At 64.1% G+C, this 24,689-nt stretch carries 35 protein-coding genes and 1 pseudogene; 30 read left to right on the top strand and 6 right to left on the bottom strand.

The features are described from left to right. Window positions 1-595, top strand: a 595-nt coding sequence (locus tag AAFN46_RS20125; protein WP_347810473.1) for a hypothetical protein, incomplete at its 5' end; no start/stop codon positions are given. Window positions 596-604: 9 nt separating this feature from the next. Beyond that, a complete protein-coding gene (locus AAFN46_RS20130; RefSeq protein ID WP_347810474.1) occupies window positions 605-1,294 on the top strand; it encodes a hypothetical protein in 690 nt (229 codons plus the stop codon). A gap of 345 nt (window positions 1,295-1,639) precedes the next feature. On the opposite strand, the gene AAFN46_RS20135 is transcribed toward AAFN46_RS20130, so the two are convergent. Further along, on the bottom strand, window positions 1,640-1,801 hold the full coding sequence (locus tag AAFN46_RS20135) for a hypothetical protein (RefSeq protein WP_347810475.1): 162 nt from the start codon (window positions 1,799-1,801) through the stop codon (window positions 1,640-1,642). 420 nt (window positions 1,802-2,221) lie between these two features. Between AAFN46_RS20135 and AAFN46_RS20140 the strand changes: the two genes are divergently transcribed. Genes AAFN46_RS20140 through AAFN46_RS20260 form a run of 25 tightly spaced genes read left to right on the top strand, consistent with a single transcriptional unit; the run spans window position 2,222 to window position 20,819 of the window. After that, a complete protein-coding gene (locus AAFN46_RS20140; protein WP_347810476.1) occupies window positions 2,222-2,485 on the top strand; it encodes a flagellar biosynthetic protein FliQ in 264 nt (87 codons plus the stop codon). A 21-nt stretch (window positions 2,486-2,506) separates the two neighbouring features. Beyond that, complete coding sequence (locus AAFN46_RS20145) at window positions 2,507-3,247, top strand: flagellar biosynthetic protein FliR (RefSeq protein ID WP_347810477.1); 741 nt, start codon at window positions 2,507-2,509, stop codon at window positions 3,245-3,247. Then, window positions 3,244-4,323 carry an EscU/YscU/HrcU family type III secretion system export apparatus switch protein gene (locus tag AAFN46_RS20150; RefSeq protein ID WP_347810478.1) on the top strand — a complete coding sequence of 360 codons (1,080 nt, stop codon included), beginning with the start codon at window positions 3,244-3,246 and terminating at the stop codon, window positions 4,321-4,323. The genes AAFN46_RS20145 and AAFN46_RS20150 overlap by 4 nt, the downstream gene beginning before the upstream one ends. Beyond that, window positions 4,320-6,395 carry a flagellar biosynthesis protein FlhA gene (locus AAFN46_RS20155; protein WP_347810479.1) on the top strand — a complete coding sequence of 692 codons (2,076 nt, stop codon included), beginning with the start codon at window positions 4,320-4,322 and terminating at the stop codon, window positions 6,393-6,395. The genes AAFN46_RS20150 and AAFN46_RS20155 overlap by 4 nt, the downstream gene beginning before the upstream one ends. After that, a complete protein-coding gene (locus tag AAFN46_RS20160; RefSeq protein WP_347810480.1) occupies window positions 6,392-7,102 on the top strand; it encodes a flagellar hook-basal body protein in 711 nt (236 codons plus the stop codon). The genes AAFN46_RS20155 and AAFN46_RS20160 overlap by 4 nt, the downstream gene beginning before the upstream one ends. A 15-nt stretch (window positions 7,103-7,117) precedes the next feature. Beyond that, window positions 7,118-7,891, top strand: coding sequence for a flagellar basal-body rod protein FlgG (gene flgG / locus AAFN46_RS20165; RefSeq protein ID WP_347810481.1), 774 nt, complete (start codon window positions 7,118-7,120; stop codon window positions 7,889-7,891). A gap of 1 nt (window position 7,892) precedes the next feature. Beyond that, window positions 7,893-8,594 carry a flagellar basal body P-ring formation chaperone FlgA gene (gene flgA, locus AAFN46_RS20170; RefSeq protein WP_347810482.1) on the top strand — a complete coding sequence of 234 codons (702 nt, stop codon included), beginning with the start codon at window positions 7,893-7,895 and terminating at the stop codon, window positions 8,592-8,594. Further along, a complete protein-coding gene (locus AAFN46_RS20175; protein ID WP_347810483.1) occupies window positions 8,578-9,153 on the top strand; it encodes a flagellar basal body L-ring protein FlgH in 576 nt (191 codons plus the stop codon). The genes flgA and AAFN46_RS20175 overlap by 17 nt, the downstream gene beginning before the upstream one ends. 17 nt (window positions 9,154-9,170) lie before the next feature. Then, window positions 9,171-10,256 (top strand): flagellar basal body P-ring protein FlgI, encoded by a 1,086-nt coding sequence (locus AAFN46_RS20180; protein ID WP_347810484.1) that lies wholly within the window; start codon window positions 9,171-9,173, stop codon window positions 10,254-10,256. Between the two features lie 9 nt (window positions 10,257-10,265). Beyond that, the gene (locus AAFN46_RS20185) at window positions 10,266-10,643 is read left to right on the top strand and encodes a hypothetical protein (RefSeq protein WP_347810485.1); all 378 of its coding nucleotides are present in this window, start codon (window positions 10,266-10,268) and stop codon (window positions 10,641-10,643) included. Beyond that, window positions 10,643-11,038, top strand: a complete 396-nt coding sequence (locus AAFN46_RS20190; RefSeq protein WP_347810486.1) for a flagellar basal body rod C-terminal domain-containing protein — start codon at window positions 10,643-10,645, stop codon at window positions 11,036-11,038. The genes AAFN46_RS20185 and AAFN46_RS20190 overlap by 1 nt, the downstream gene beginning before the upstream one ends. Window position 11,039: 1 nt before the next feature. Next, the gene (gene fliE / locus AAFN46_RS20195; RefSeq protein ID WP_347810487.1) at window positions 11,040-11,339 is read left to right on the top strand and encodes a flagellar hook-basal body complex protein FliE; all 300 of its coding nucleotides are present in this window, start codon (window positions 11,040-11,042) and stop codon (window positions 11,337-11,339) included. Window positions 11,340-11,342: 3 nt separating this feature from the next. Continuing rightward, on the top strand, window positions 11,343-12,746 hold the full coding sequence (gene fliF, locus AAFN46_RS20200) for a flagellar basal-body MS-ring/collar protein FliF (protein WP_347810488.1): 1,404 nt from the start codon (window positions 11,343-11,345) through the stop codon (window positions 12,744-12,746). A 4-nt stretch (window positions 12,747-12,750) separates the two neighbouring features. Further along, window positions 12,751-13,176 (top strand): hypothetical protein, encoded by a 426-nt coding sequence (locus AAFN46_RS20205; RefSeq protein WP_347810489.1) that lies wholly within the window; start codon window positions 12,751-12,753, stop codon window positions 13,174-13,176. Next, a complete protein-coding gene (locus tag AAFN46_RS20210; RefSeq protein ID WP_347810490.1) occupies window positions 13,163-13,909 on the top strand; it encodes a FliH/SctL family protein in 747 nt (248 codons plus the stop codon). The genes AAFN46_RS20205 and AAFN46_RS20210 overlap by 14 nt, the downstream gene beginning before the upstream one ends. Then, the gene (locus tag AAFN46_RS20215) at window positions 13,893-15,236 is read left to right on the top strand and encodes a FliI/YscN family ATPase (protein WP_347810491.1); all 1,344 of its coding nucleotides are present in this window, start codon (window positions 13,893-13,895) and stop codon (window positions 15,234-15,236) included. Before AAFN46_RS20210 ends, AAFN46_RS20215 begins: the two co-directional genes overlap by 17 nt. Further along, window positions 15,226-15,687: a hypothetical protein gene (locus AAFN46_RS20220; protein WP_347810492.1), complete on the top strand. Its 462-nt coding sequence runs from the start codon at window positions 15,226-15,228 to the stop codon at window positions 15,685-15,687. The genes AAFN46_RS20215 and AAFN46_RS20220 overlap by 11 nt, the downstream gene beginning before the upstream one ends. Continuing rightward, complete coding sequence (locus AAFN46_RS20225) at window positions 15,677-16,390, top strand: hypothetical protein (protein ID WP_347810493.1); 714 nt, start codon at window positions 15,677-15,679, stop codon at window positions 16,388-16,390. Before AAFN46_RS20220 ends, AAFN46_RS20225 begins: the two co-directional genes overlap by 11 nt. Before the next feature lie 21 nt (window positions 16,391-16,411). Beyond that, window positions 16,412-16,828 carry a flagellar hook capping FlgD N-terminal domain-containing protein gene (locus tag AAFN46_RS20230; RefSeq protein WP_347810494.1) on the top strand — a complete coding sequence of 139 codons (417 nt, stop codon included), beginning with the start codon at window positions 16,412-16,414 and terminating at the stop codon, window positions 16,826-16,828. Window positions 16,829-16,837: 9 nt separating this feature from the next. After that, window positions 16,838-18,004: a flagellar basal-body rod protein FlgF gene (flgF, locus tag AAFN46_RS20235; RefSeq protein WP_347810495.1), complete on the top strand. Its 1,167-nt coding sequence runs from the start codon at window positions 16,838-16,840 to the stop codon at window positions 18,002-18,004. 21 nt (window positions 18,005-18,025) lie between these two features. Beyond that, on the top strand, window positions 18,026-18,742 hold the full coding sequence (locus AAFN46_RS20240; protein ID WP_347810496.1) for a FliM/FliN family flagellar motor C-terminal domain-containing protein: 717 nt from the start codon (window positions 18,026-18,028) through the stop codon (window positions 18,740-18,742). A gap of 12 nt (window positions 18,743-18,754) precedes the next feature. Next, window positions 18,755-19,060, top strand: a complete 306-nt coding sequence (locus AAFN46_RS20245) for a FliM/FliN family flagellar motor C-terminal domain-containing protein (protein ID WP_347810497.1) — start codon at window positions 18,755-18,757, stop codon at window positions 19,058-19,060. Then, window positions 19,057-19,404, top strand: a complete 348-nt coding sequence (locus AAFN46_RS20250) for a hypothetical protein (protein ID WP_347810498.1) — start codon at window positions 19,057-19,059, stop codon at window positions 19,402-19,404. The genes AAFN46_RS20245 and AAFN46_RS20250 overlap by 4 nt, the downstream gene beginning before the upstream one ends. Further along, entirely contained in the window at window positions 19,401-20,117 is a 717-nt protein-coding gene (gene fliP, locus AAFN46_RS20255) for a flagellar type III secretion system pore protein FliP (protein ID WP_347810499.1), read from the top strand. The genes AAFN46_RS20250 and fliP overlap by 4 nt, the downstream gene beginning before the upstream one ends. 12 nt (window positions 20,118-20,129) lie before the next feature. Next, a complete protein-coding gene (locus tag AAFN46_RS20260) occupies window positions 20,130-20,819 on the top strand; it encodes a sigma-70 family RNA polymerase sigma factor (protein WP_347810500.1) in 690 nt (229 codons plus the stop codon). A 103-nt stretch (window positions 20,820-20,922) separates the two neighbouring features. On the opposite strand, the gene AAFN46_RS20265 is transcribed toward AAFN46_RS20260, so the two are convergent. The 3 genes from AAFN46_RS20265 to AAFN46_RS20275 are packed head-to-tail and all read right to left on the bottom strand — an operon-like array spanning window position 20,923 to window position 22,214. Then, window positions 20,923-21,186, bottom strand: a complete 264-nt coding sequence (locus AAFN46_RS20265) for a Txe/YoeB family addiction module toxin (RefSeq protein ID WP_347810501.1) — start codon at window positions 21,184-21,186, stop codon at window positions 20,923-20,925. Continuing rightward, on the bottom strand, window positions 21,183-21,425 hold the full coding sequence (locus AAFN46_RS20270; protein WP_347810502.1) for a type II toxin-antitoxin system Phd/YefM family antitoxin: 243 nt from the start codon (window positions 21,423-21,425) through the stop codon (window positions 21,183-21,185). The genes AAFN46_RS20265 and AAFN46_RS20270 overlap by 4 nt, the downstream gene beginning before the upstream one ends. Before the next feature lie 51 nt (window positions 21,426-21,476). Next, window positions 21,477-22,214, bottom strand: coding sequence for a transposase (locus AAFN46_RS20275; protein WP_347810503.1), 738 nt, complete (start codon window positions 22,212-22,214; stop codon window positions 21,477-21,479). Between the two features lie 241 nt (window positions 22,215-22,455). Between AAFN46_RS20275 and AAFN46_RS20280 the strand changes: the two genes are divergently transcribed. From AAFN46_RS20280 to AAFN46_RS20290, 3 genes and pseudogenes are all read left to right on the top strand, one after another. After that, a complete protein-coding gene (locus AAFN46_RS20280) occupies window positions 22,456-22,716 on the top strand; it encodes a type II toxin-antitoxin system prevent-host-death family antitoxin (protein WP_347810504.1) in 261 nt (86 codons plus the stop codon). Beyond that, complete coding sequence (locus AAFN46_RS20285) at window positions 22,713-23,102, top strand: type II toxin-antitoxin system VapC family toxin (protein WP_347810505.1); 390 nt, start codon at window positions 22,713-22,715, stop codon at window positions 23,100-23,102. The genes AAFN46_RS20280 and AAFN46_RS20285 overlap by 4 nt, the downstream gene beginning before the upstream one ends. Before the next feature lie 132 nt (window positions 23,103-23,234). Next, a pseudogene (locus AAFN46_RS20290) lies at window positions 23,235-23,480 on the top strand (IS4 family transposase); the annotation flags it as partial. An 80-nt stretch (window positions 23,481-23,560) separates the two neighbouring features. Here AAFN46_RS20290 and AAFN46_RS20295 read toward each other — a convergent pair. Both AAFN46_RS20295 and AAFN46_RS20300 read right to left on the bottom strand, forming a co-directional pair. Continuing rightward, entirely contained in the window at window positions 23,561-24,049 is a 489-nt protein-coding gene (locus AAFN46_RS20295) for a hypothetical protein (protein ID WP_347810506.1), read from the bottom strand. Further along, window positions 24,050-24,689 (bottom strand): hypothetical protein (locus AAFN46_RS20300; protein ID WP_347810507.1); only part of this gene is annotated, 640 nt, incomplete at its 5' end. It abuts the gene before it with no gap.

A 24,689-nucleotide genomic window follows, 5' to 3' on the forward strand; every position in this document is an offset into this window, starting at 1 on the left:
GATTGCGTTGTCGCTTGCCGGGCCTGCGGTTAGACTTGCGAGGGGCATGACTAGGCCAGCGGCAGTGGCTGGGGAGGTTACAAACAGTGAAGCAGCGGCGGCTGCCGCTGCGCGACGCTCTACCATTCGCGAAGCCCTCACTGATGCCAATGGCCGTCTGCTTTCACTCGATGAGCGCAGAGGTATCAAGTTTACTATTCGTGAGGTTGAAGCACAGGGCTACGAACTAGGTGGCTCAATCAAGTACAGAGGCAACCAAGGTATTGATCTTTGGTTCAACGGCGTTGATCAGAACGTTGGTCGTTTCGCTCTTGGTGAGGCCAAGGCATCGACTGGTTTGGGATCGTTGGCGAGAGACTCTACAGGTATCCGTCAAGGCAGCTTTGAGTTCTTCAATACTCGCCTGCAACGTGGTGGACGACTGGATCTCCAGCAGCAGCTTCAGTCCGGTAACGTCGATCTTTTCGGTGGTTTCTCGGGGCCTGTTGTGAATGGAACATTCCCGAAAGGAAAGCTGTATCAGTTCGATCCGTTGATCTTCAATACCGACGTAAACTTCAGAACAACTCCAGGCGCTGCCATTCGCATTAGGTAAATTGATGTTATGAGCAAAAAAATTCAGTCTGCGGTTTCCAGTATTGAGATTGCAAAGAATTGGGAAGCTAAGAATCAGCCTGCATGGGTAGTTCGCTGTTTGTCCTCAGCTCTGATGAACTATCTGTCTGTCGCAGTCTGCGAGGTGGGACAAAAGGAAGAGGCTTGCGCTTGGTTAAGGCAGAACGAAGTCGACAAACTACTTGCTAAATATTCCAATAGCGTTCGACTGGTTGTGTCGGATGTTGAAAGAGGAAAACTGCCAGCTTCGGCGCTTGGAGGGGCTTATAGCCATCTGGTTTTTGCACACCTGAGCTGGTTGCTGAATGCTCCCGAGACAGGAAGGTTTTTTGCGTCAGTTGGGAGTCTAGCTGAGATAGTAAAGATTAGCACTCCGTTCTGGGCTGACTACGCCAAGTGCTTTCAGGCACTGGTATCAGGAAAGAAGCTAGCTGTTACCTTGGGTGAGCTTAAAGGCCAAGAGAAGTATTGGGCTAGCTACGTTGCTTTAATGAGCGCAGCTATGTCGGGAGATGGGTTGCAGAGGGCAATTCAGGTAGTGGACAATTCATTCGCAGAGCGAAATAGCGATTCATCTATTGCAGACGACAGTTATGAAATTGAGGGCTCTGGGCAGTGCCCAGCTCGATGGGACTTCCGCAAGGAATCTCTTCTTGTAGCTATGCGTCTGATGTCTTAAATAAAACCGCCCGGCTGAGCAATGGTAACAAGCAATGGTAACAATCGGGGACAGACCACGGTTTCTCTGCTGGGTTTCGCTGCGCTCTACCCAGCCTACGCCTGGGCATGGGCAGAGAGGGGCAGCCCCGTTTTCCATCCCCGCTTTCTGCTTGGCGGGTTACGCCTTCCGGTTCTGGCCTCTTCAGGCAGAGGATTGGAACAATGAGGGACAGACCCCGGTTTCTCTGGACCCCGTTTTCTCTGCTGGGTTTCGCTGCGCTCTACCCAGCCTACGAAAGCTGCTGGCCGAAATAAGGACAGGCTCCATTTCCGCTCATTTTCTGCGCATCAATTCGCCTGGCGTTTACTTGACGTGCCGTATAGGCCCGGAGTATTTCGCCATAAACTGATCGCTTGTGATCAGCACGAAACCCTCGCTGGCCGCTTGCCCGATCAGCATGCGATCGAACGGATCACTGTGAATGGGCGGAAGAGCGGCGGCGGCAATGCAGTGCTGCCCGATCATGGCCAGTTCCTGATAGCCCGAAACACGAAACACGAAACAATGAGGGACAGACCACGGTTTCTCTGCTGGGTTTCGCTGCGCTCTACCCAGCCTACGCCTGGGCATGGGCAGAGAGGGGCAGCCCCGTTTTCCATCCCCGCTTTCTGCTCGGCGGGTTACGCCTTCCGGTTCTGGCCTCTTCAGGTGGAGGCTTTGGTCTGGGGGCTGATGCCAATCCGCCACTGCCGCCGGTCGGCGACCGCTCGTGAATAGGTAGGCCTCTATTGCACGTTCGTACCCGACCTCTATAGCATGCGCGCGTTTTACAAAATGACATAGAAATGCCATCGATTGGCGCATGGGCCCGTAGAAGCTCACACAGCCGGCGATGTTCGCAACACCTTGGCGACCGGGTTTGGTCGCAGTAGTCGGGGACAAGGAATGACACAGGATTTCGTGTTGTACGCGCTCAAGGATGCGCTTCTCACGGCGGCCATGGTGGCTGCCCCGCTGTTATTGGCGATTCTTATCGTCGGCCTGCTGATCAGCATCATCCAGGTTGCCACCCAGGTTCAGGAAATGACCCTCACCTTCGTGCCGAAGCTCATGGTGACGGTGGTCATGCTGCTGGTGTTCGGTGGCTGGATGATCGCGACGCTACGGCAGTTCGCGCTCGCCACCATTACCCAAAGCGCCACGCTTTAACTTCGTTCCGGGACCGGCGCTGTGCTTACGGCTTTCGCTATCGATACGCTGCTGATCAGTGTGCGGCTGACGCCCTTGCTCGTCGCCGCGCCGGTGGCATTCTTCGCCCGTGTTCCGCTGACGGTGCGCATGCTGCTGGCGCTGACGCTGGCGGCGGTGATGGCCAGCGCTGTACCCGCCCGAGAGGTGGTGCTATCGCCAGGGCTGATTGCCGGCGAGCTGCTGCTGGGCGCGGTGCTGGCCTTCGGCTTGCATGCGGCCCATGCCGCGCTGGACTTTCTCGGCAAGCTGGTCGACATGCAGATCGGCCTCAACGCCGCTGGCGTGTTCGACCCGGGTACTTCGAATGTTACCGGCATGATCGCCGAGTTTCTGGTGCTGGCCTTCGCCATGCTGTTCGTCGCCCTCAACCAGCACCATGAACTGCTGCGCGCCTTCAGCGGGCTGCTGACATTGGTGCCGCCGGGCAGCGTGTCTCTGGCCGTGCTGTCCCTCCCGCTGGCGCAGATGCTGACGCAGCAGTTCCTGCTGGCGCTGATGATGGTGGCGCCGGTGGTGCTGGCGCTTTGGCTGGTGGATGTCGCCTTCGCCTTCATGGCCCGCTCCATGCCGCAGGCCAATATCTACTTTCTGGCGTTGCCGGTGAAGCTCGCTCTGGGCGCGCTGGTTCTGCTGCTGTCGCTACCGCTGATCGTGCAGCGCATTCCGCTGCTGTTCGAGCAGGCCCTGCGCCCAGGCGCCGTTATTCCGGGGGCGCCATGAGCAGCCAGGATCAGCAGGACAAGAGCGAAGAGGCGACGCCCTACAAGCTGGAGGAGGCGCGCAAGAAAGGCCAGGTGGCACGCAGCCAGGAGCTGCTGTCGTTCATGATGGTGCTGGCCTTCCTGATGGTGCTTTCCGCCACCGTCTACCAGTTGGCCGGGGTGCTGGCCGCGCACTCGCACTGGTGGCTGGGCAATGCCGGGCGCATGGGCACGGACTGGGGATACCTGGCCGCGCAGGGCGGCTACAGCCTGCGCGAGATCGTCTACGCGCTGCTGCCCTTGATAGGCGCCCTGGTGCTGGTGGCGGTGCTGACCAACCTGATCTTCAACGGTCCGGTGTTCTCCGGTGCCCCGCTCAAGCCGGACTTCAAGCGGCTCAACCCGGTGGCCGGTCTGAAGCGGATGTTCTCCCGGCGCATGCTGGTGGACCTGCTGAAGGTGCTGGTCAAGGGCCTGCTGTTCGGCCTGGTGCTGTATTACGTGGCCCAGGGGCTGGTTGCCGAGCTGCTCGGCCTGGCCACCGCGGCTCCGCTGGAGCTGCCGCAGGCGGCCGAGCAGCTGCTGATGAAGGTGGGCTTCGCGGTGCTGCTGGTGATGGCGGCCGCGGCGCTGTTCGACATGTGGTACTCGCGCAAGGAGTACGCGCGGCAGATGCGCATGAGCCGCCGCGAGCTGAAGGACGAGTACAAGCGCCGCGAGGGCGACCCTGAGGTGCGGGCCAAGCGCAAGAGCGTGCAGCAGGAGCTGCTGAGCAAGGCCGCCGCGCTGGGCAAGGTCAAGGATGCCGACGTGATCATCGTCAACCCCACCCATTACGCCGTGGCGCTGCAATACCGGCCCAGCCTGATGCGCGCGCCCGTGGTGCTGGCCAAGGGGCGCGGGCTGTTGGCCAAGCGCATCTGCCAGGTGGCGCGCCGCCATGCGGTGCCCATCCTGCGCCGCCCGCCGCTGGCGCGCGCGTTGTATGCAGTGGGGCGCCTCGACTCGGCGATTCCCGATGCCATGCAGAACGACGTCGCCAGCGTGTACCGCTGGATCATTTCCATTCCCGGTAACAAGGTGGTGGCGGGATGAAGTCGATGTGGAAGCGCATCCTGAGCGAAGGCAACGACCTGTTGCTGGCGGTGGCGGTGATCGGCGTGCTGCTGGTGTTGTTCACGCCCATTCCCACCGGCCTGCTGGACCTGCTGCTGCTGACCAACTTTGCGGTGGCGCTGCTGGTATTGCTGGTGACCTTCGACACGGACAAGCCGCTGAGCTTCTCCACCTTCCCGTCGCTGCTGCTGATGACCACGCTGTTGCGCCTGGCGCTGAACATCGCCGCCACCCGCCTGATCCTCACCGACGGCGATGCCGGCAAGGTGATCGGCGCGGTCGGTACCCACGTGGTGGGCGGCAACTACGTCATCGGCTTCGTGGTGTTCCTGATTCTGGTGGTGGTGCAGTACGTGGTGGTCACCAGCGGCGCGCAGCGGGTGGCGGAAGTGGCCGCGCGCTTCACCCTGGACTCGCTGCCGGGCAAGCAGATGAGCATCGACGCCGACCTGAACATGGGCATCATCGACCAGGACGAGGCCAAGCGCCGGCGTAGCCAGCTGGAGCGCGAATCCAACTTCTATGGCGCCATGGACGGTGCGTCCAAGTTCGTCAAGGGCGATGCCATCGCGGGCATCGTGATCATCGCCATCAATATCATCGGCGGCCTCTCCGTCGGCTTGCTGCAGAAGGGCATGAGCTGGGGCGAGGCGCTGCACCACTACACCTTGCTGACCGTGGGCGACGGTATCGTCACGCAGATTCCGTCGCTGATCATCGCGGTGGCGGCGGGCATCATCATCACCCGCGCGGCCACCGATGCGCGGCTCGGCGAGGAGTTGGGGCGGCAGGTGTCGTCCTATCCCAAGACCCTGGTGGTGGTCGCCGTGGTCACCCTGCTGCTGATGATGCTGCCGGGCTTGCCCATGCTGCCGCTGCTGCTGCTGTTCGTGGCCTTTGCCGGCGCCGCCTGGTACTCCTACCGCAAGTTGAAGAAGGCCAAGACAGGCGAGGGCGCCGAGGGCGAGGCCGATGGCGAGGAGGGGGGCGAGGGGGCCGAGCAGATCGGTGGCGAGGCCTTCGAGCTGCGTCTGAGCGCCGACCTGGCGGCCCAGGTGCTGACTGCCACCAGCACGCTCAACCTGCGCATCGACAACCTGCGCAAGCAGTTCGCCCGCGACTATGGCTTCAGCCTGCCGCAGTTGCATGTGCAGCTGGAGAAGAGACTACCGACCGGTACCTATCAGGTCTGCATACGCGGCGCCTCGGTGGCCGGCGGCGAGCTGGAGCTGGACAAGGTTCTGGCGATCAACCCGGGCGGCGCGACCGTCAGCCTGGAGGGCAGGGCGACCAAGGAGCCGACCTACGGCCTGAGCGCCCAATGGATAGTGCCGGCCCTGCGCGGCCAGGCGCGTTCCGCCGGCTACACCCTGGTGGAGGCGGACACCGTGCTGCTCACCCACCTCTCCGAACTGGCCAAACGCTACGCGCCGGACTTTCTCAGCCGCGCCGAGACCGAGCGTCTGGTGGAGCGCAAGCGCGCTGCATTGGGCAGCCTGGTGGATGAGCTGGTGCCGCAGGTGCTCAGCTATTCGGACATCCAGCGCGTGCTGCAACTGCTGCTGAAGGAGCAGGTGCCGATCCGCAATCTGGAAACCATTCTCGAGGTGCTGGTCGATCTCGGCCGCAGCAACAAGAACACCGAAGACCTGGCCGAGCGGGTGCGCGAGCGCCTGGGCGCGGCCCTCTACGAGCGTCTGCTCGACACCAGTGGCGAGCTGAATGTGCTGACCCTGGCCCCGCAGCTGGAGGGCTACATGCTGTCCGCCGCGCGCCAGCGCGAGGCGGGGGGTAATGGCGCGCTGTTGCCGGCCCAGGAACTCGACCGTTTCGTGGCCGCCGTGGCCAAGGAGGCCGAGCGCCAGCTGGTTGGCAATCGCCAGCCGGTGCTGCTGTGTGCCGCGCCGCTGCGCCGCGTGCTGCGGGCCTTCCTGTGGCGAGCGGTGCCGCACATGGCCGTGCTGTCGGTCAATGAAATCGGTCAGCATGCGCGGGTCACCTCGGCCGGCATGATTGATCTGCCTGGATTCCCGGCCCTGGAGGCGTCATGACGGACCTGATCATGCAACTGGCTGGGGTGATCCAGCGCGATATCGATGGCCTCGGCGCGGTTTCGCACAACGTCGCCAATGCCAACAGCGTTGGCTACAAGTCGAGCCGTGCCTTCAACGTGTTCGCCCCCCTGGTGCCCGTCGAAGGGATGCGCCAGGGGCTCGATGCCGTGCAGGCGACTACCTACACCGATCCCTCGGGTGGCGCCTTGCAGACCAGCGGACGGGTCACCGACCTGGCGCTGGCGGGCGATGCCTGGTTCGTGCTGCAGACCCCGAATGGCGCGATGCTGACCCGCGACGGACGCTTCCGGGTAGACGAGGCCGGATACCTGGTCGGCGATCAGGGCTACCCCTTGCTGGGCGATGACGGCCCGCTCCAGGTGGGGCGCGGCGAACTGAAGGTCGACGCCGCCGGCGTGGTGCGGGTGGACGGGCGCGAGGCCGGGCGGATCAGCGTGATGCGCGTGCATGCGCCGCATGCCGTGGAGTCGATGGGCAACGGCCTGTATGTCTCCGCTTCGCCGTTACTGCCGGCCAAGGACTATGTGCTGCACCAGGGCATGCAGGAGCGCTCCAATGCCGCCCTGGGCAACGACATGGTGCGGATGATGGAGGCGACTCGCCACGTGGAGAGCATGCAGCGTGCGCTCTCGGCCTACGACGGCCTGCTGGACAGCGGAATCAACCAATTGGGCAAGGACTGATAGGGGAAGGAACGAATGATCGACGCACTGAGCATCGCCAGCTCCGGCCTGGCCGCCAACCAGGCCTGGATCGACAGCATTTCCAACAACGTCGCCAATATGCAGACCATTGGCTACAAGCGCAGCGAGGTCAACTTTCACGACATGGTGCGTGAGGTGGCGGTGCGCGACGAGACCGGCGCGACCGACTCCCGCTTGCACGCGGGCGCCGGCATCCGGGTTTCCGATCCGGTGCAGATATTCAGCCCCGGTACCATGAGGTCGACCGGCAACGAGTTCGACGTGGCGATCCAGGGCGATGGTTTCTTCGAGGTGGCGCTGCCCACCGGCGAGCTGGCCTATACCCGCGCCGGTCGTTTCCATCTGAACGCCGATGGCCAACTGGCCATGGGCAACGGCCAGGTGCTGAGCGCGGATCTGCGCGTGCCGCCGGATGTCGGCAAGCTGGTGATCAAGCAGGACGGCCAGGTGCAGGGCACCCTCAGCGAGACCGACGAGGTCATCAACATCGGCCAGATCCAGCTCGCCCGCTTCGCCAGCGCCGACCGTCTGGAAAAACTCAGCGATGGCCTCTATCGGCCGACCGAGGCGAGTGGCGACGCGGCCTATGCCGAGCCGGGCCGCGATGGCCAGGGCAGCCTGCTGCAGGGCTTCGTCGAGATGTCCAACGTCAACCTGATCGACGAGATGAGCGGTCTGGTCCTGGCTCAGCGGGCCTACCAGATGAATGCCCGCCTGCTGCAGGCGAGCGACCAGATTCTCGAAACCATCAACAACCTGCGCCGCTGACATGACATTCGACCGACTGCTGCGCGTGGTGCTGCTGATCGGCTGGAGCGCTGTCGCTCTGCCCGTGTTCGCCGGCGCCTGCGAGGTTGCCGAGGTGGAGCCGCGAGTGCTGATGCAAGAGGTCGAGGCGCAGTTGCAAGGGCTGGGTGGCGCCGGACTGGAGTTGGAGCTGGAGCCCATCGGCACCTTGCCCAGGTTGTCGCGGCCTTCGGTACGCGTGCTCAGTCGCGGCCTGCGCAGTCGCGTGGCGGTGGAGCTGACGGGCGAGGCCTGCGGTCGGCGCCAGGTCAGTACGGTCTGGTTCAAACTGCGCGCCTATCGGGAGGCCTGGGTCTACGGTCTGAGTGCCAAGGCGGGGCGGCCGCTGGCCGAGGCTCATCCGCGCCGGGAGCGGGTCGACTTGGCCGGGGCGCAGCTTCAGCCAGGCGATCTCGCCGAGGAGCTGCAGGGCCTGTGGCTGGTGCAGGACGTGCGTGCCGGCATGCCGGTGCTGGCGCGTCAGCTGCAAGCGGAGCCGCTGGTGAAGCGCGACGAAATGGTCCGAGTGGTGGTGCGGGGGCCGGGTTTGATGGTGAGTACGCAAGGCAAGGCCATGCGCCCAGGCATGCTGGGGGACAACGTGCCGGTGCTGTTGGACGGAGCGAGTTCGAGTCTGCCCGCAGTGGTGGCAGGAAAAGGAGAGGTGCATGTTGGGCAGCAGTAAGTGGGGCTTGATGCTCTGGCTGGCGATGCCGCTGGCCGTCAGCGCGCAGAGCCTGATCGATCCGGACGGCTACAGGGCGCTGACGGGGGATCGTCGCGGTTATCAGGTAGGCGAGAGCCTAACGGTACTGGTGGTGGAGTCCACCACCGCGGAGAGTTCCGCTGGCACCGGTGCGGATAGCCAGACGGACATAGGCGGCAGTGCCAATACCGACAGCAGCACCAACCAGTTCAGCTTGGGCATCCGGGGCAATACCGACGGTACCGGGCAGACCAGCCGGCGCGGCCAGGTGCGCGCCAACGTGTCCGTGCGCATCGTCGAGAAGCTGCCGGAAGGCTTGCTGCGGGTCAGCGGCGCCCAGGCGGTGACCATCAACGACGAGCGCCAGCAGATTCGCGTCGACGGCCTGGTGCGTCCGGACGATATCAGCTACGAGAACACCGTCTTCTCCTATCGCCTGGCCGAGGCCGAGATCGACATCGTCGGTGATGGCGTGGTGGCCGATGCGCAGAAACAGAACATCTTCTATCGGACCCTGAAATGGCTGCGAATCCTGTGAGGCTGCTGACAACTATCGTGGCGGCTGCGCTCATCAGCCTCGGCCAGTTCGCCAGCGCGGATGTGCGGATCAAGGAGCTGGTGCGCATCCAGGGCGTGCGTGACTACTCGGTGATCGGCTACGGCCTGGTCGTGGGCCTCGCCGGCACCGGCGACAGCGACCGCAACCGGGCGACCCGCCAATCGCTGGTCAACACCCTGAAGCACTTCAACGTCAACGTCGCCGACGGCGACCTCAGCGCACGCAACACCGCGGCGGTGATGATCACCGGCAACCTGCGCTCGTTCAGCGAGTCCGGCGACAAGATCGATGTCGAGGTTTCGTCGCTGGGCGATGCGCGCAGCCTGCTCGGTGGCACCCTGCTGATGACGCCGCTGTATGGCCCCGACCAGAAACTCTATGCGCTGGCCCAGGGCCCCATCTCCGTGGGCGGCTATGCCTTCGAGGCCAATATGAACTCGGTGCAGAAGAACCACCCGACCGTCGGGCGGATTCCTCGCGGCGCCAGCGTGGAGCGCTCCGCGTTCGCCGGCGATGAAGGCGACGGGCGCAACCTGGTGTTGGTCCTGAACGAGCCCGACTACACCACGGCCCAGCGCATCGCCGATGCGCTGGCGGCGGAGCTTGGCATACCCGGCGTGCGTGTGGTGCACGCCGCCAAGGTCGAGGTGCCGGTGGCGGCGGGCACCGCCTTGCCGCGTCTGATTTCCCGCGTGGAGCGCGTGGCGGTGGCGCCGGACTACGCCGCCCGCGTGGTGGTCAACGAGCGTACCGGCACGGTGGTCGCCGGTGCCAACGTGCGCCTCGGCGAGGTGAACATTTCCCAGGGCAGCCTGAACGTGGTGATCAGCACCCAGTTCGAGGTTTCCCAACCGAGCTGGAACTACCGCTCCGGGCCGGGGGTGCGCACCGTGGTGGTGCCGGAGACGGAGGTCGAGGTCACCGAGGATCTGCGCAAGCCCGTGCAACTGGCCCAGGGCGCGACCGTGGGGGATCTGGTGCAGGCGCTCGGCCAGGTCAAGCTGAGCACGGCGGAGATGATCACCGTGCTGCAGGCGATCAAGCAGGCCGGCGCGTTGCATGCCGAGCTGATCATTCAATAAGGAGTAGCGATGTCAGCAGATATGGGACTCACCATCGACGCGGTGCACCTGGCCATGGGCCTGGAGCATGCCCGCGCCAAGATGGCCGCACACAACATCGCCACCGCCAATGTGCCCGGCAGCCGGGCGACGCGCCTGGATGTCGCCACGCCCCTGGCTCAGTTGCGCAATGCGCGCGCTGACGCCGCGCTGTTCGCGCAGGCGCTGGAGGCGCTGCGTGCCAGTGACCTGCAGGCCTACCACCAGCCTTTCCCCGTCGATGCGCCCGTGGCGCTGGATGGCGAGGTGGCCGAACTGTCTGCGGCCAGCGGCCGCTTCCAGGCGCTGGCCGACGGCGTGTCCCGCCAGTTCGCGCTGATGCAGCTGGCCATCAAGGGAGGCCGCTGATGGAACTGGACAATATCGGCGACGTGATCCGCAACGCCATGGCCTACGAGCGCAGCCGCGCCGAGGTGGCCAGCTACAACATGGCGATGGCCAACGTGGCCATCGCCCCCGGCCAGATGTCGCCGCTGCTGCGGGTGACACCGCCCACTTCGTTCGCCGCGCGCCTGGGCGGCATGCCGCCGGCCGTCGAGCCACAGCTCGGCGCGCAGGTGCGCGAGGTGCATGAGCCCGCCCACCCGCTGGCCGACCTGGATGGCATGGTGCACTACCCGCGCGTGGAGGCCGCCACCGAAATGGGGACCCTGGTATCGGCGACGCGCGCCTACGAGGCCAACATCCGCGCCTACAACAGCCTGCGGGCCATGAATCTCAAAGCCTTCGACATCGGTAAGTGACATGACAACAGCCATTTCCCCCGTTTCCCTGAGCCCGGAGGCGACAGGCGCCCTGGCGCTGGAGCCGCAACAGGCCGCCAAGGCGGATTTCAGCGAGCTGCTGAAGTCCGGCGCGAGCACTCTGGTGAGCGACAGCAACCGCGCGAGCGAGCTGCTGTCGGCCTACGCGGTCGGCGAGAACATCGCGCCGCATGAGCTGGTCATGGCCATGGAGCAGGCGAAGCTCTCCCTGCAGCTGGCCGTCGAGGTCCGCAACCGGGTGGTGGACGCTTATCAGGAACTGACACGGTTGCAGATCTGATCCATGGACATTCAAAACTCTAATCAATTACTGGCGGGGCGCTCCAGGCTGTTCTGGGGCGGCGCCATGGTCATCGCGGGTCTGCTCGGCGCTGCCGTCTGGTGGATCTACCAGCCCAGTTATGTCGCCCTCTACAAGAACGCCAGCGAGGCGGACCAGGCGGAGATTCTGGCCACGCTCAGCCAGTGGCAGGTGCCGTACCGCATCAATGCCGCCGAAGGCCTGGTCGAGGTGCCGACCGAGCACCTGGCCGACGCGCGCATGCGCATGGTCGAGGCCGGCGTGCCCGCCAGGGCGGGGGTCGGCTTCGAAATCTTCGACCAGGCGGACTACGGCATGTCCGAGTTCAGCCAGAAGATCAACTACCAGCGCGCGTTGGAAGGCGAGTTGGCGCGCACGGTGATGAGCATCGCCGAGGTGCAGTCGGCGCGCGTGCACCTGACCTTCCGCAAGGCCTCCCTGTATCAAGAGCAGCAAGAGAAGCCCAAGGCTTCCGTGGTGGTGCGCCTGCGCAGCGGCGAGGAACTGGATGCCAGCCGGGTGCGCGGCATTCAGCAGTTGGTCGCTTCCGCCGTCGAGGGCATGGAGCAGGAGCATGTGGTCGTGCTGGACGAGAATGGCCGCCTGCTGAGCGTGGGGGATGCCGTGCTGGCGGTACCCGAGCACCTGCGGATGGCCGAGCAGATGGAGACCGAGCTGCAGGGCAAGGCCCAGCAGCTGCTGGCGGGCCCGCTGGGCAAGGCGGGGGCCAAGGTCTCGGTGCGCGTGCAGCTGAATTTCGACCGGGTCAAGTCGGTCAAGGAGCTGCCGCTGTTGCCGGGCGGCAAGAACACGGTGCAGCGCGAGAAGCAGATCAGCTCCAACGAGTCGTCTGCCGGAGAGTCCAGCAGCAAGCGAGCGCAGACCACCCGCGAAACCGATTTCGTGCTGGGCAAGGAGCGGGCCGAGGTCGAGCACGCCACGGGCAAGATCGAGCGCATCAGCGTGGGCGTGGTGTTGGCCGACGCACTGCCGGCGGAAGGCGTGAAGGAGATTCGCGTGCTGCTTGAAGCGGCACTGGGGCTCGATGCCGAGCGAGGCGATCGCATCGTGATCGCTCATATTCCATCCAGGGCTCAGGCCACGGAGGAGCAGGCTGGTTCGTCCGCTGCGGCCGAGCAGCCCGTACCGGCCCGCCCGGCCGCCGTGGCGGCGAGCGAGGGCGAGGGCGAGGGCGAGGCCAGGTTGTTCGGCCTGCCGCGCTCGATGCTGGTCGCTCTGTTGCTGGTGGCCGCAGCGCTGGTGGCGCTGCCGCTGCTGCTGCGCAGGGGCGGTGGCGTTAGGCAGGTACAGCAGCCCCGCTTGACCTCCGTCGAGCGCGAGCAGTTGCTGCAGGACGTGCGGCGTTGGCTGCAGGATGGTCGCTGATCCGATGAGCACTTCATTGCGCAAACTCGCCATCCGCCTGGCCTGCGTGCACCACGAGGACAGGGACTGGATACTGCGGCAACTGGCGCCCAGCGAGCGCCAGCGACTGGAAGAGCTGTTGCAGGAGATCAACCTGCTCGGCCTGGCCGCCGATCCGGCGATTGTCGAGGCGGTCATGAGCGAGGCGTCGCAAGACCCGGCGCAGGCCGTTCTCGCCACGGGGGCTTTGCCAGGCGACGCGCCGCCCTTCTGGCTGGCGCTCGCCCTGCAGGCCTCGCCTCCCGAAGCGCGGCGTTCCTATCTGGATGGCGCCAAGCCCGGCCTGCTCAAGTGGCACAAGCAGTTCGCCGACGAGGTCTTGCCGACCGCCTTGCTGCAGCATTTGAAGGCCCAGCTCGAAGCCCGGAATGACACACATGAGCGCACCTGAGTCCAAGGCCGGCAGCGCCGTATTGCGCACCGAGTCCAAGCGTCTGGGGAGCCGGCGTTTGCCGCTGGCGCAATCCTCCGAGTTCGCCGAGGCGACGGCCGTTCCTCAAGAACAACCCGACCGGGCCAGCCTGCGCGCGATCTTCGCGCAGGACCTCGCCGGGCTGGAGGAGGAAGTAAGGGCTCGTGCGCTGGCCGAGGCCCGTGAGGTCGCCGAGCGCGAGCTGGCCACGGCGCGCGAGAAGCTGCAGGCCGAACTGAAGGCCAAGTTCGAGGATCAGCTGCGAGCGCAGCAGCAGAGCCTGGAGCAGCAGCGTGCCCAGCTCAAGGCGCTGGTCGGGGCGTTGGAGGCCCAGCACGCGCAGATGAGCGCAGCGATGGAGCCGATCATCGGGCGCCTGACCCTGGCCGTGGTGCTGCGTCTGCTGGGCCGGCACATCGCCGAGCATGTGCTGGTGGCCGATCTGGCTTCTCATGCGCTGGAGCAGTACCGCCTGCATCAACCGCTGCGCATTCGTGTCGCGGAGGCCGATTACCACAGCATTCTGGCAGGCAGCGACGATTCGGCGCTGAAGGCCGCGCTGCAGATCGACCATGACGCCAGCGTTGGCAGCTGTCTCATCGACTTCGGTGCCGGGCAGCTGGATGCCGGCCTGGAGACCCAGCTCGAGGCGCTCAGGCGTGCTCTGCTGGGGCAGGAGCAGGGGAGCGGTGACCGTGTGGCAGCGCTTTGAGAGCGAGGCGCTGGCCCGCATCGCCCAGGCCGATCTGTGTCGGCGGGTGGGGCGTCTCAGCGCCATCCAGGGCATGGTGCTCGAAGCGACTGGGCTGGACGTGAAGCTCGGCGAGCTGGTGGATATCCTGCCCGCCCGTGGCGGCGCCGCGATTACCGCGGAAGTGGTGGGGTTGCGTGGCGATCAGGCATTGCTCATGCCTTACGGCACGGTGGACGGTCTGTGCCTGTCCAGTCAGGTGCTCGCTCGCGGCGAAGCCGCCAGCGTTGCGGTCGGCGATGCGCTGCTGGGGCGGGTGCTGGATGCGACCTGCGAGCCGCTGGACGATCTGCCGCCGCCGAGCGACCTGCAGCGCAAGCCGCGCTTCGTGGCGCCCATCAACCCGCTGCACCGGGCGCCGATTCAGAAAGCGCTGGTGACCGGGGTGAAGGCCGTCGACGTGTTTATTCCCCTGGGGCGTGGCCAGCGCGTCGGCATCTTCGCCGGCAGTGGCGTCGGCAAGAGCACGCTGCTCGGCATGATGAGCAAGTACGCCGAGGCCGACGTGATAGTGATCGCGCTGATCGGCGAGCGCGGCCGCGAGGTCGGAGATTTCATCCGCGACAGCCTGGGGGCGGAGGGCCTGAAGAAGGCTGTGGTCATCGCCGCGGCGGCGGAGCAGCCCGCCGTGTTGCGCCGGCAGGCGGCCTATACCGCCACCACCATCGCCGAGTGGTTCCGCGCCCAGGGCCGTCACGTGCTGCTGATCATGGATTCCATCACCCGCTTCGCCTTGGCGCAGCGCGAGATCGGCCTGGCCACCGGCGAGCCCATGGGCAGCCGGGGCTATCCACCCTCGGTCTTCTCCCTGCTGCCGCCACTGATGGAGCGGGCCGGCGCCTTGACGGGGCAGGGCTCCATCACCGGGGTCTATACCGTGCTGGTCGAGGGCGACGATATGAACGAGCCGGTCGCCGACCATATGCGCGCCATTCTCGATGGCCATATCGTGCTCAGCCGCGGCATCGCCGCGCGTGGTCAGTGGCCGGCCATCGACGTGATGCACAGCATCAGCCGCCTGGCGGGCGCGCTGCGCGATGCCGAGCAGAAGCGCATCGTCGAGCGCATCTGCGGCGCTCTCGGTGTTTATCAGCAGAGCGCCGACCTGATCGAACTGGGCGCCTATGAGAGTGGCGCGCACCCCGTTCTGGACCGCATGATCGCGCTCAAGCCCAAGCTGGATGAACTGCTCGGGCAGGCTCCCGAGCAGCATGTGCCCGTCGAGCAGTCGTGGCAGACCGCCCGAGGCCTGGCCCAACAGTTGAGCGAGCCCGGCCATGCAGCCTGAGCACAAGCGCCTCCGGCAGATGGCCGCGGTCATGCGCTTGCGCGCGTTGCAGAGCGAGAAGTCAGAGCGTGCCTATGCCCAGAAGCTCAAGACCCTGCAGCAGTCGCAGGCGGAGCTGAGTGAGCGGCAGGATGGCTATGACCAGGTGCTCGGCCGCTACCAGCAACAGCAGGGGCAGGGTCTGGTGCTCGATCCGTTGCTGCATGAGCAGCGCTTGCAGGGCCTGCTGAGCCTACAGGGAGCGCTGGCCGAGCAGCAGACCCGGGTGGGGGAGGCTCGCAGCGAGTTTCAGCATGCCAGGTCGGCGCTCAATGCGGCGCGGGTCGACGAGCGCATCGCGCAGAAGGCCCACGACTGCGCCAGGGAAGCGCTGCAGCGGCTACGTGGACAGCAGGAGCTGATCGACATCTTCGACGCCCAACAGGCGGGGGGCGACCGGCATGGAGTTTAAGTTGGGCGCTTCTCTCTGGGGCGCCGCCGCGGATGCCAAGCCCATGGCTACGCGGCAGGAGCCCACCGAGGACTTCGGCAGGAGGTTGGGGCTCGCCGCCCGACAGGAGGCTTCCGCGCAGGAGCATCAGCCGTCGTCCGAGCAGCGTTCGGCGCATGAGGATCAGGGCGAGTGGCAGGCGACGCTGCTGCAGCTCGCCAGGCGCGAGGGCGCGCACTCGCCCGCGCAGGCCGAACTCTACGGATGGGGCAGCCTGGCCGGGCAGCATCTTTCTCATCTGCCAGGCTCGTTCGAGGCCTTCGGCATGTCGGCGGCGGCCTCGCCGATGGCGCAGGCGCGCACGCCCAGCCAAGGCGTGGCGGCACCGTCGCAGTCGGGTCAGGGCCCGCGCGCGTACGGTTCTGCCCAGTCGAGCGCCGCATCGCTGCCGCTGCCAGGAAGCCCGCGCTCCGCCACGGAGAGCGTGGCGCTCGAGCGGGGCCAACTGGCCGCCTTCCTGACTCAACGCTGGCCCGAGCGCCGCCTGCTCTTGCTGCCGCGCGACGACGGAACCGAGGTGATCATTCGCGACTTCCACCTCTCCGAGGTGGAGCAACGGGGGCTGGCCAGGGACCTGCAGCACCTCCTGCAAGGCAGCGACGAGCCACTGCAAAGAATCTGGGTCAATGGCCAGCTGGTCTGGCAGCGCGAACCCATCCAATGACCACGACACAGGAGTGACTGCATGGCAATCGACGCCATCGGCAATGCGCTGTCATCGACGACATCCGAACTGACCCAGAGCCGACTGGGGCAGGAGGACTTCATCAAGCTGTTCCTCACCGAGCTGACCTTCCAGGACCCGCTGGAGCCCATCGACAACCGCGAGTTTCTCGCCCAGATGGCCCAGTTCGCCAACCTGGAGCAGACCCGGGTCAGCAACGAGAACAGCGAGAACCTGGTGATCATGAACGCCACTTCCCAGTCGCTCGGCCTGCTCGGGCGCCAGGTCGAGGTGACCAACCAGAGCGGCGCCTCGACCATCGGCTCGGTAACGGCGATCAGCTTCTCCGCCAGCGGCCCTGTGCTCAGCGTGAAGAAGGCCGATGGCTCGGTGCAGACCGATGTGCGCATGGCACAGATCAAGCTGGTCAGGCTCTAAGGAGGTCCCATGCTTCAGGCATTCTTCAACGGGCTCAGCGGCTTGTTTTCCTTCTCCAAGGGGTTGGACAACGTCTCCAACAACGTGTCGAACATGAACACGCCGGGCTTCCGTGGCAGCGATACCTTCTATCGCAGCGTCGGTGGCCAGGATGGTCGTGGCCTGGGTTCCAGCGTGGCTGGCACCGAAGTTCGCACCAAGCCGGGCGATCCCCGGCAGACTGGCAACCAGACCGACCTGGCCATCAGCGGCGCCGGCTACTTCGTTCTGCGTGATGAGTCCAAGGAGGTCTTCTACACCCGCTCCGGTCAGTTCCAGATCGACAGCAATGGCTTTCTGGTGGACACCGTCACCCAGAGGCGGGTGGCCGGCATCGCCCCCAGCGGGGCGCTGATCGATATCAATATCCGTGACCAGCGCAGCCTGCCGCCCAAGCCGACCACCCGCGTGGAGATGGTCGGTACCCTGGCGCGCAGCGGCCCGACCGACACCTCGCACAAGATCAGCAATGTGCAGGTATTCGACGCCTCCGGTTCGGCGCACAGCCTGACCATCGACCTCGAGCAACTGCCGAACTCATCCGACAGTTGGTCGGCCAAGGTCACCGACTCGGCCGGCGCCATGCTCGGCAGCGGCACCATAGCCTTCGGCCTCGACGGTACCCCCAAGGCTGGCTTCAACAGCCTGAGCGTGACCCTCAATGGGCAGCTCATCAGCCTGGAGTTCGGTACGCCGGGGAGTTTCAACCTGGCGTCCCAGGTGGCCAGCGGTCCCAGCCATACGCTGGGCGCCAAGGTGGTCGACGGCAGTGCCATCGCCGGTCTCAGCTCACTGGCGTTCGACGAGAAGGGCATCGTCCAGTTCACCTATTCGAATGGCGAGAAGCGCACGGGCAGCCAGTTGGCCCTGGCCGACTTTCCCGACGAGACGGCCCTGATCGCGGCGGAGAACTCCCTCTACCGCGCCCCCGACTCGATGCGACCGAACTATGGGCGCCCGGCCGACGGCCCCTACGGGCGTATCCAGGGCGGTTATCTGGAGCTGTCCAACGTCGATCTGTCTCAGGAGTTCGGCGACATTCTCATCATCCAGCGCGGCTACCAGGCCAGCTCGCGGGTGATGACGGTTTCCAACGAGCTGCTCGAGCAGCTCTACAACGGCACGCGTGGTGGTTAAGCGATGAGAGCATTGGGGTTTGTGGGCGCCTCCCGTCTGGCGGCGGCCGAGCGCCTGTTGCCGGCGGCGATTCGCCAGTGGCGTGAGCAGTGGTGCTTCCAGTGCGATCAGGAGCCGGTCTGTGTGTGCGCGGAGGAGGGCAGCGAGGCCATGGCGCCGGTTGCCGACGGCCAATGGAAGCTGGCCGAGTCGAGCCAGGGCAAGCTGTGGCTCGCGGCGGACTGGCGCCGGTTGGTCTTCGCCCGCTTCGCCAGCGAGGCGCCGCAGGACGCCACCGCTGCCCAGTTGGTCGATGCCGCCCAGCAGGCGCTGGCATCGGGCCTGCTGGCGGCCCTGGGCGCGCCGACCGCGCCCCTGCAGGATGCGCAACCTATCCAGGGCGGGCCCATGAGCGCACGCCTGCTGTTGCGCGCCGACCTCGGCGGCGTACCGCTGCTGCTGGTGGCGGAGGCGTCCCTGCTGGCCGGCTTCCTTCCGCAGGCCGCGCGGGCCCTGCCACTGCTGCCACGGAGCCAGGCCATCGGCGGCGCCCGCCTGAAGGTCAAGGTGAGCCTGCCGTTCTCCAGCCTGACGGTGGGCGAGGCCAACGGTCTGCGCGCTGGCGACATCCTGCAGGGCGATACCCATTTCCTGGAGCCCCTGAGCCTGACGGCAGGGGCGCAGCAAACCATCGCCAAGGGCTACCTCGCCCGTCAAGGCGAACACCTCGCGCTGCAACTGGCGGCGCACGAGCAGTAAGGAGCATATGAAGTGAGCGTCACCATCGACACCCTGGAGCTCGAAGAGGCCCTGGAGCAGAACAACAGCCAGTCCCCCAACCTGATCGCCCGCGACATGCAGCTGATCAAACACGTCAAGGTCGAACTGGTGGTGGAGCTGGGCACGGCCGAGATGACCGTCGACCAGCTGTTCGCCCTCAAGGCGGGCGACGTGGTCAAGCTGCTGGAGCGGGTCAACGAGCCGGCCTCCCTGTGCATCGACGGCAAGCGCGTGGCGCGCGGCAACTTGGTCGCCGTGGAAGATAACTTCGGCCTGCAGCTGACGGAAATCCTGTGACGGCCGAGCTCACCGAGGTCCAGGCCTTGGCAAGCGGCGCGCTGCCGCTGCGCCAGGACGACCCCATCTCCATGGCCCTCATCATCAAGACCATGCTGGTCCTGGCGTTGTTGCTGCTGGTCGTCTACCTGGCGCTGCGCTGGTACGCCCGGCGCGGCCTGATCGCGCCCACGGTCGCGCCGGCGAGCGAGCTGCGCTGTGTGCGCGAGCTGCGTCTGTCGCCGCGTACCCGGGCCTATCTGCTCGATGCGCAAGGCCAGCGCCTGCTGCTCACCGAGTCGGCCAGCGGGGTCACCGTCACGCCGCTGGGTAGCTCGGCCAATCAGCCCGGGGCCGCACCATGAAGCACCTGCTAACCGCTCTGCTCGTCGGCCTGGCGCCGCTCTGCGCACAGGCCGACGAGCTGGCACCCTGGGACAAGCTGCAGTTCGGCGCCGACTCGCCCATCAGCATCTTCGCCATGCTCACGGCCCTGTCGTTCCTGCCGGTGATGATGATCGCGTTGACTACCTTCACCCGCAACATCGTGGTCTTGTCCTTCGTCCGCCATGCCCTGGGGCTGCAATCCACGCCGCCGAACATAGTGCTGATCGTACTGGCCGTGTTCCTCACCTTGTTCGTCATGGCGCCGACCCTGGAGCGTTCCTACGACGCCGGGGCCAAGCCCTACCTGGCCGGCCAGCTGGGTCCGGAGGCTGCGGCGCAGAGCGCCTGGCAGCCGGTGCGCGAGTTCATGATCCGGCAGACCCATGAGGACGACCTGCGCCTGATCTACGGCCTGGCCAAGGAGCCGCTGCCGGCCAGCGTCGAGCAGGTCTCGCCGGTCAAGTTGATCCCGGCCTTCATGCTCAGCGAGCTGAAGATCGCCTTTCAGATCGGCTTCATGATCTTCCTGCCGTTCCTGATCATCGACCTGATAGTCGCGGCCATCCTCATGTCGCTCGGCATGATCATGGTGCCGCCCATCACCATCTCGCTGCCACTGAAGGTCATGCTGTTCCTGCTGATCGACGGCTGGGGGCTGATCTCCCAGACTCTGATTCGCAGCGTCGGCTAACCGGGGCCGCTCATGGAGTGCGCGCGCAAGGACCGCGACCTGGAAGCCGAGCAGGCGCTATGGCAGCGCTGGCAGGCGCGGCGCGACGCCCAGACGCGCGCCGAGCTGTTCGACTTCTACGCCGCCTGGTCGCGCGTGCTCGCCGGCCACTACCACGCGCGTTACCCGCACCCGCTGGCCGAGTACGCCGACTTTGTCGGCCTGGCCTCGATGGGCCTGCTGCAGGCCATCGACGGCTTTAACCCAGCACTGGGCAGTCGTTTCAAGAGCTACGCCGAGCCCTTCATCAAGGGCGCGGTGCTCAAGGGGCTGGCCTGCTACATCAAGGACCATCAGCAGACCAGTCGCGAGCGCCTGCTCAGCGTGGCCGGCGAGGCGGAGGAGGGCGACGATCTCGCCACCATCGTCAATCTAACCGTCGGCCTGGCCTTCGGCTATTTCCTCGAACTCGGCATTCTCGACGCCGAACTCTACGACAACGACCCCGCCAGCCTCTACGAGCGCGAGAACGGTCTGGAGACCCTGGCCTACCTGGTCGAGCAGCTCACCGAGGGCGAGCGCCGGGTGATCACCGGACATTACTACCAGCAGCTCAGCTTCGTGCAGCTCAGCGAAATGATGGGAGTGAGCAAGGCGCGGGTGTCGCAACTGCATGGGCAGGGGTTGCAGAAGCTGCGCCGGTTGTATGAGCAGGTGAGTTGAGGGGGAGAGCGGTCGATCCATTTGTGCAGGCGCACGTCGCCATCTACGGCCGGAAGTGCGGCATCGGCGCTTCGAACTGGTTGTAGCAACCGGGGCCGCAGCATTACTCGTAGTGTGACCAGAGCCTGAGGACCTTGATCACCTGTTCTTCTTGCAGCACCTGGTACACCAGCCGGTGCTGGATGCTGATGCGGCGGGAGTAAGCACCGAGCAGGTCGCCAACCAGCTTCTCGTAGGACGGCGGGTTCTGGAATGGATTTTCCCGTACTACCTCAAGCAGCGCTTTGGCTTTATCCTTCAAGCCCGCAGCAGCGAGCTTCTGTGCGTCTTTCTGGGCCTGTTTCGTATAAATGAGCTGCCAGGTCACCAGTTCAGTTCCTGAGTGCACGCGTCTGCCGGCTCGGCCATGCCTTCCTTGATGGACTCACGCATGCCGGGAATGGACAGGAGGTAGAGCGTCTCCTGAATGGCTTCCCAATCCTCGGCCGAAAGCAGTACTGAATTAGTGCGTTTGCCGGAAATCATGATCGGTTGATGCGACTCGGCGGACTGATCCATGAGTCGGTAGAGATTGGTGCGAGCTTCGCTTGCAGTCAGCACTTGCATGGTAGGTTCTCCTGAATGAGAGGGTAAGCGTACGCTAAGTCGTACGTTGTGTTAATGCGTCTTCGTCGGGACGCTCAGCCCTGCTTGAGCAGCGCAACTCCTTGCCTCCTGCTTGGGTCTGCCTGGTTTGCCTGGCGTTACCCGCCGTCCCAGCGCCTGCTCCACCTCTTCGCTAAACCTCTGGTTGCCGAGCGCGTAGTTGCCGTTGGTAGCCGAGCGCAGCTGATCCACCAGGCCAGGGTCGAGCTCATACCGGAACAGCTCTCGATAGCCCGCGGCCCGGGCCTCGGCACTATCACCGAGCGCCTCATACAAGGGATGCGCCTTGCGCAGTCGGTGCGGTTCGGCCTGGGCATTGGCGCGGTAGCTGGACCAGCGATACTCGGCAGGGTGCGCAACCATCCCGGCGCGCACTGGGTTCATCTCGATATAGCGATAGCAACTCAGCAGATAGGCCTCCTCCTGCACCAGGCAGGAGCGGAAGCGCCCCTCCCACAGGGTGCCGCTGCGTCGATAGGTGCGGTTGACGTATTGCACATAGCGCTGGCCCAGGCCCTTCATCAAGAGCCCAGCGCTTTCCACGTCATGCGGCGTCAACAGCAGGTGTACATGGTTGGTCATCAAGCACCAGGCATGGACGTCACAGCCATGCTTGTCTGCCTGCTCGGCCAGGTGATCCAGATAGAGCTGGTAGTCCTCGTCGGCGTAGAAGCAGGCGGAGCGGTTGTTACCGCGCTGAATCAGGTGCAGGGGCACACCGGGGAGCGAGACTCGGGCTCTGCGTGGCATAGGAAGTTCCTTTTCCAGTTGCGACGGCTAGAGGGTAGACCGGGGACGGAAGTATCGACAGGGTAGGGGAGCAGTTGGTTATCCGGGTGGAAACCGTGCTCTACCCATGCTCAGGCGTAGGCTGGGTAGAGCGCAGCGAAACCCAGCAGAGAAAACGGGGTCTGTCCTTCATTCCCCTGCTGTTGTTTTCTGTCTTTGCCGGAGAATAGACTAACCAAGTTAGCTAACCCGGTACGCCACCATGAAAATCGCAAGCTCCACCGGCAGCAGCCCGAAAACGGTCAACATCCACGACGCCAAGACGCACCTGTCGCAGTTGATCCTCGAAGCCAGCCAGGGCAACTCGTTCATCATTGCCAAGGCAGGCAAGCCCATGGTGAGAGTCGTCTCCATCGACCAGGAGCCCAGGCCTCGCACGGGGATGTTGGTTGGCGTTTACACGGTGCCAGACGACATCGACTCGCCTTTCCAGGGAGAGATCGAGGCAATGTTCGGCGCATGAAGCTGCTGCTCGACACCCATATCCTGCTCTGGGCCTGCGCCGCTCCTTCCTCGTTGCCAGCCGAGGCAGTGGAAATGATCGACGACCAAGAGAACGAGTTGTTCTTCAGCGCAGCCAGCATCTGGGAGGTCGGCATCAAGAACGCGATGGGCAAAGCGCATTTCCAGTTCGATCCCGCCGTGCTCAGAAGAGCCCTGCTCGACGCGGGCTATCAGGAACTGGCCATGACCGGGCAGCACTGCATTGCCGCCGCCGCTCTTCCACCCATTCACAGTGATCCGTTCGATCGCATGCTGATCGGGCAAGCGGCCAGCGAGGGCTTCGTGCTGATCACAAGCGATCAGCTTATGGCGAAATACGCCGGGCCTATACGGCGCGTCAAGTAAACGCCAGGCGAATTGATGCGTAGAAAATGAGCGGAAATGGAGCCTGTCCATATTTCGGCCAGCAGCTTTCGTAGGCTGGGTAGAGCGCAGCGAAACCCAGCAGAGAAACCGTGGTCTGTCCCCGATTGTTAAGTGCTCCTGCTGGTTGCCGCTCTGACCAATTACCTGCTTTGCCTGATGGGCTTGAAGGCGCGTGCCGCTGGACAGGAGCGGCGCTTTCAAAGTAACAGCCTCAAGAGCAAGCGGGTGCTATCGCTGTGGCGGCTGGGTTTGGAGTATTGGCTAACTTATGGACAGGACATGCAGCGGGAAACCTTGCAGGAAATGGAGCAGCACCTGCGTCTTGAGGTGCACCAGCAGACGCAGGCCTTGACGTAGGTTTGTGGGGATCACTCAGGGTCTGTCCCCTATTGTTCGACGTCCCTACAAGTGAAGAGTATCCCTTGTCGTCCAAACAACTACTGGCTTAGCAGCATTTCATACAGCTTATTTAGCCCATCCTGAAGTGATTCACCTGCTGGCCGGCTAAAAGCAAACTGATTCGCGGCAAGCGGCTTGTTTACAATTTTGCAATTTCCAGAACTGTAGTCACCAGTACCCTCCAAAGGAAACAGTGCCTTCCAGAGTTCGCAGAGAAACAAATTGTGTTCATCAGGGTGTACACCACACAATGAAAGCTTTTCCGCGATTAATTCGGGCAAGCATCCAGGATTTTCAACCAAATAGCCCAACGACTTCTTAACTTCCTGCGTGGTCGACTCACCTAGCCGGTCAAAGCTTGGTCGAATCAAGCAGTTGAATACAAGCTCACGCTGCAAAGTGTCAGCGTAATCAATTGATTCAAGCACAGCGGACTGGCTATCCATCTCAGAAGCCAATGCAAGCGGGCCAATTAACCTCGATACATAGTGAGGATTTAATGTTATTTTTTTCTGCGCGGTTGTCATTTAATAAAGAACCCCAAGGCTATTAGGTGAGATCACAGGAAAGGCGGTAATAGCCTTGCCCGATATAGGGTTGATACCAAAATTGGCATAATGGGTTTGTCGGTAGAATCGTGACAAATCCGACCCATACATCGGCGTATTTTTTACAAACCCCTCTCCGACAAACTCGCCAAAACGGAAAGAGATGTAGTCACCAACGGGATTTCCAGTACTCATGGCGTATTGCTGAATACGCTCGGCACGATTTATGCCGTAAAGCATATCTTTATTACTTAAGAACTTTGTCGAATCCACAGCATATCGCTTATTTGGAGCACCCATAACTTTCCCGTCTGGACGCAGACCCGTGGCAGCGGACACCAATTGTTCGCGCAAGGTTGTCTCAGCGGAATGTCGTGTCAAGTAGTGTGCCCCTGGGGTTGCGGCCTGTTTAGCTGTAAGTTGCTGCAATGCAATCTCTTCAGTTCGCTCGAAAATAATGGAGGAGCGCTGCTCAGGAGTTAAGTGCCCATATTTAAGCCGCAGCTCAGCACCCCGGCTGAGAATAGATGCGCTGTCTGGAACCTCCCCAGCCACTGCCGCTGGCCTAGTCATGCCCCTCGCAAGTCTAACCGCAGGCCCGGCAAGCGACAACGCAATT

The sequence above is a fragment of the Pseudomonas sp. CAU 1711 genome, assembly GCF_039888625.1.
Classification (GTDB): Bacteria; Pseudomonadota; Gammaproteobacteria; order Pseudomonadales; family Pseudomonadaceae; genus Aquipseudomonas.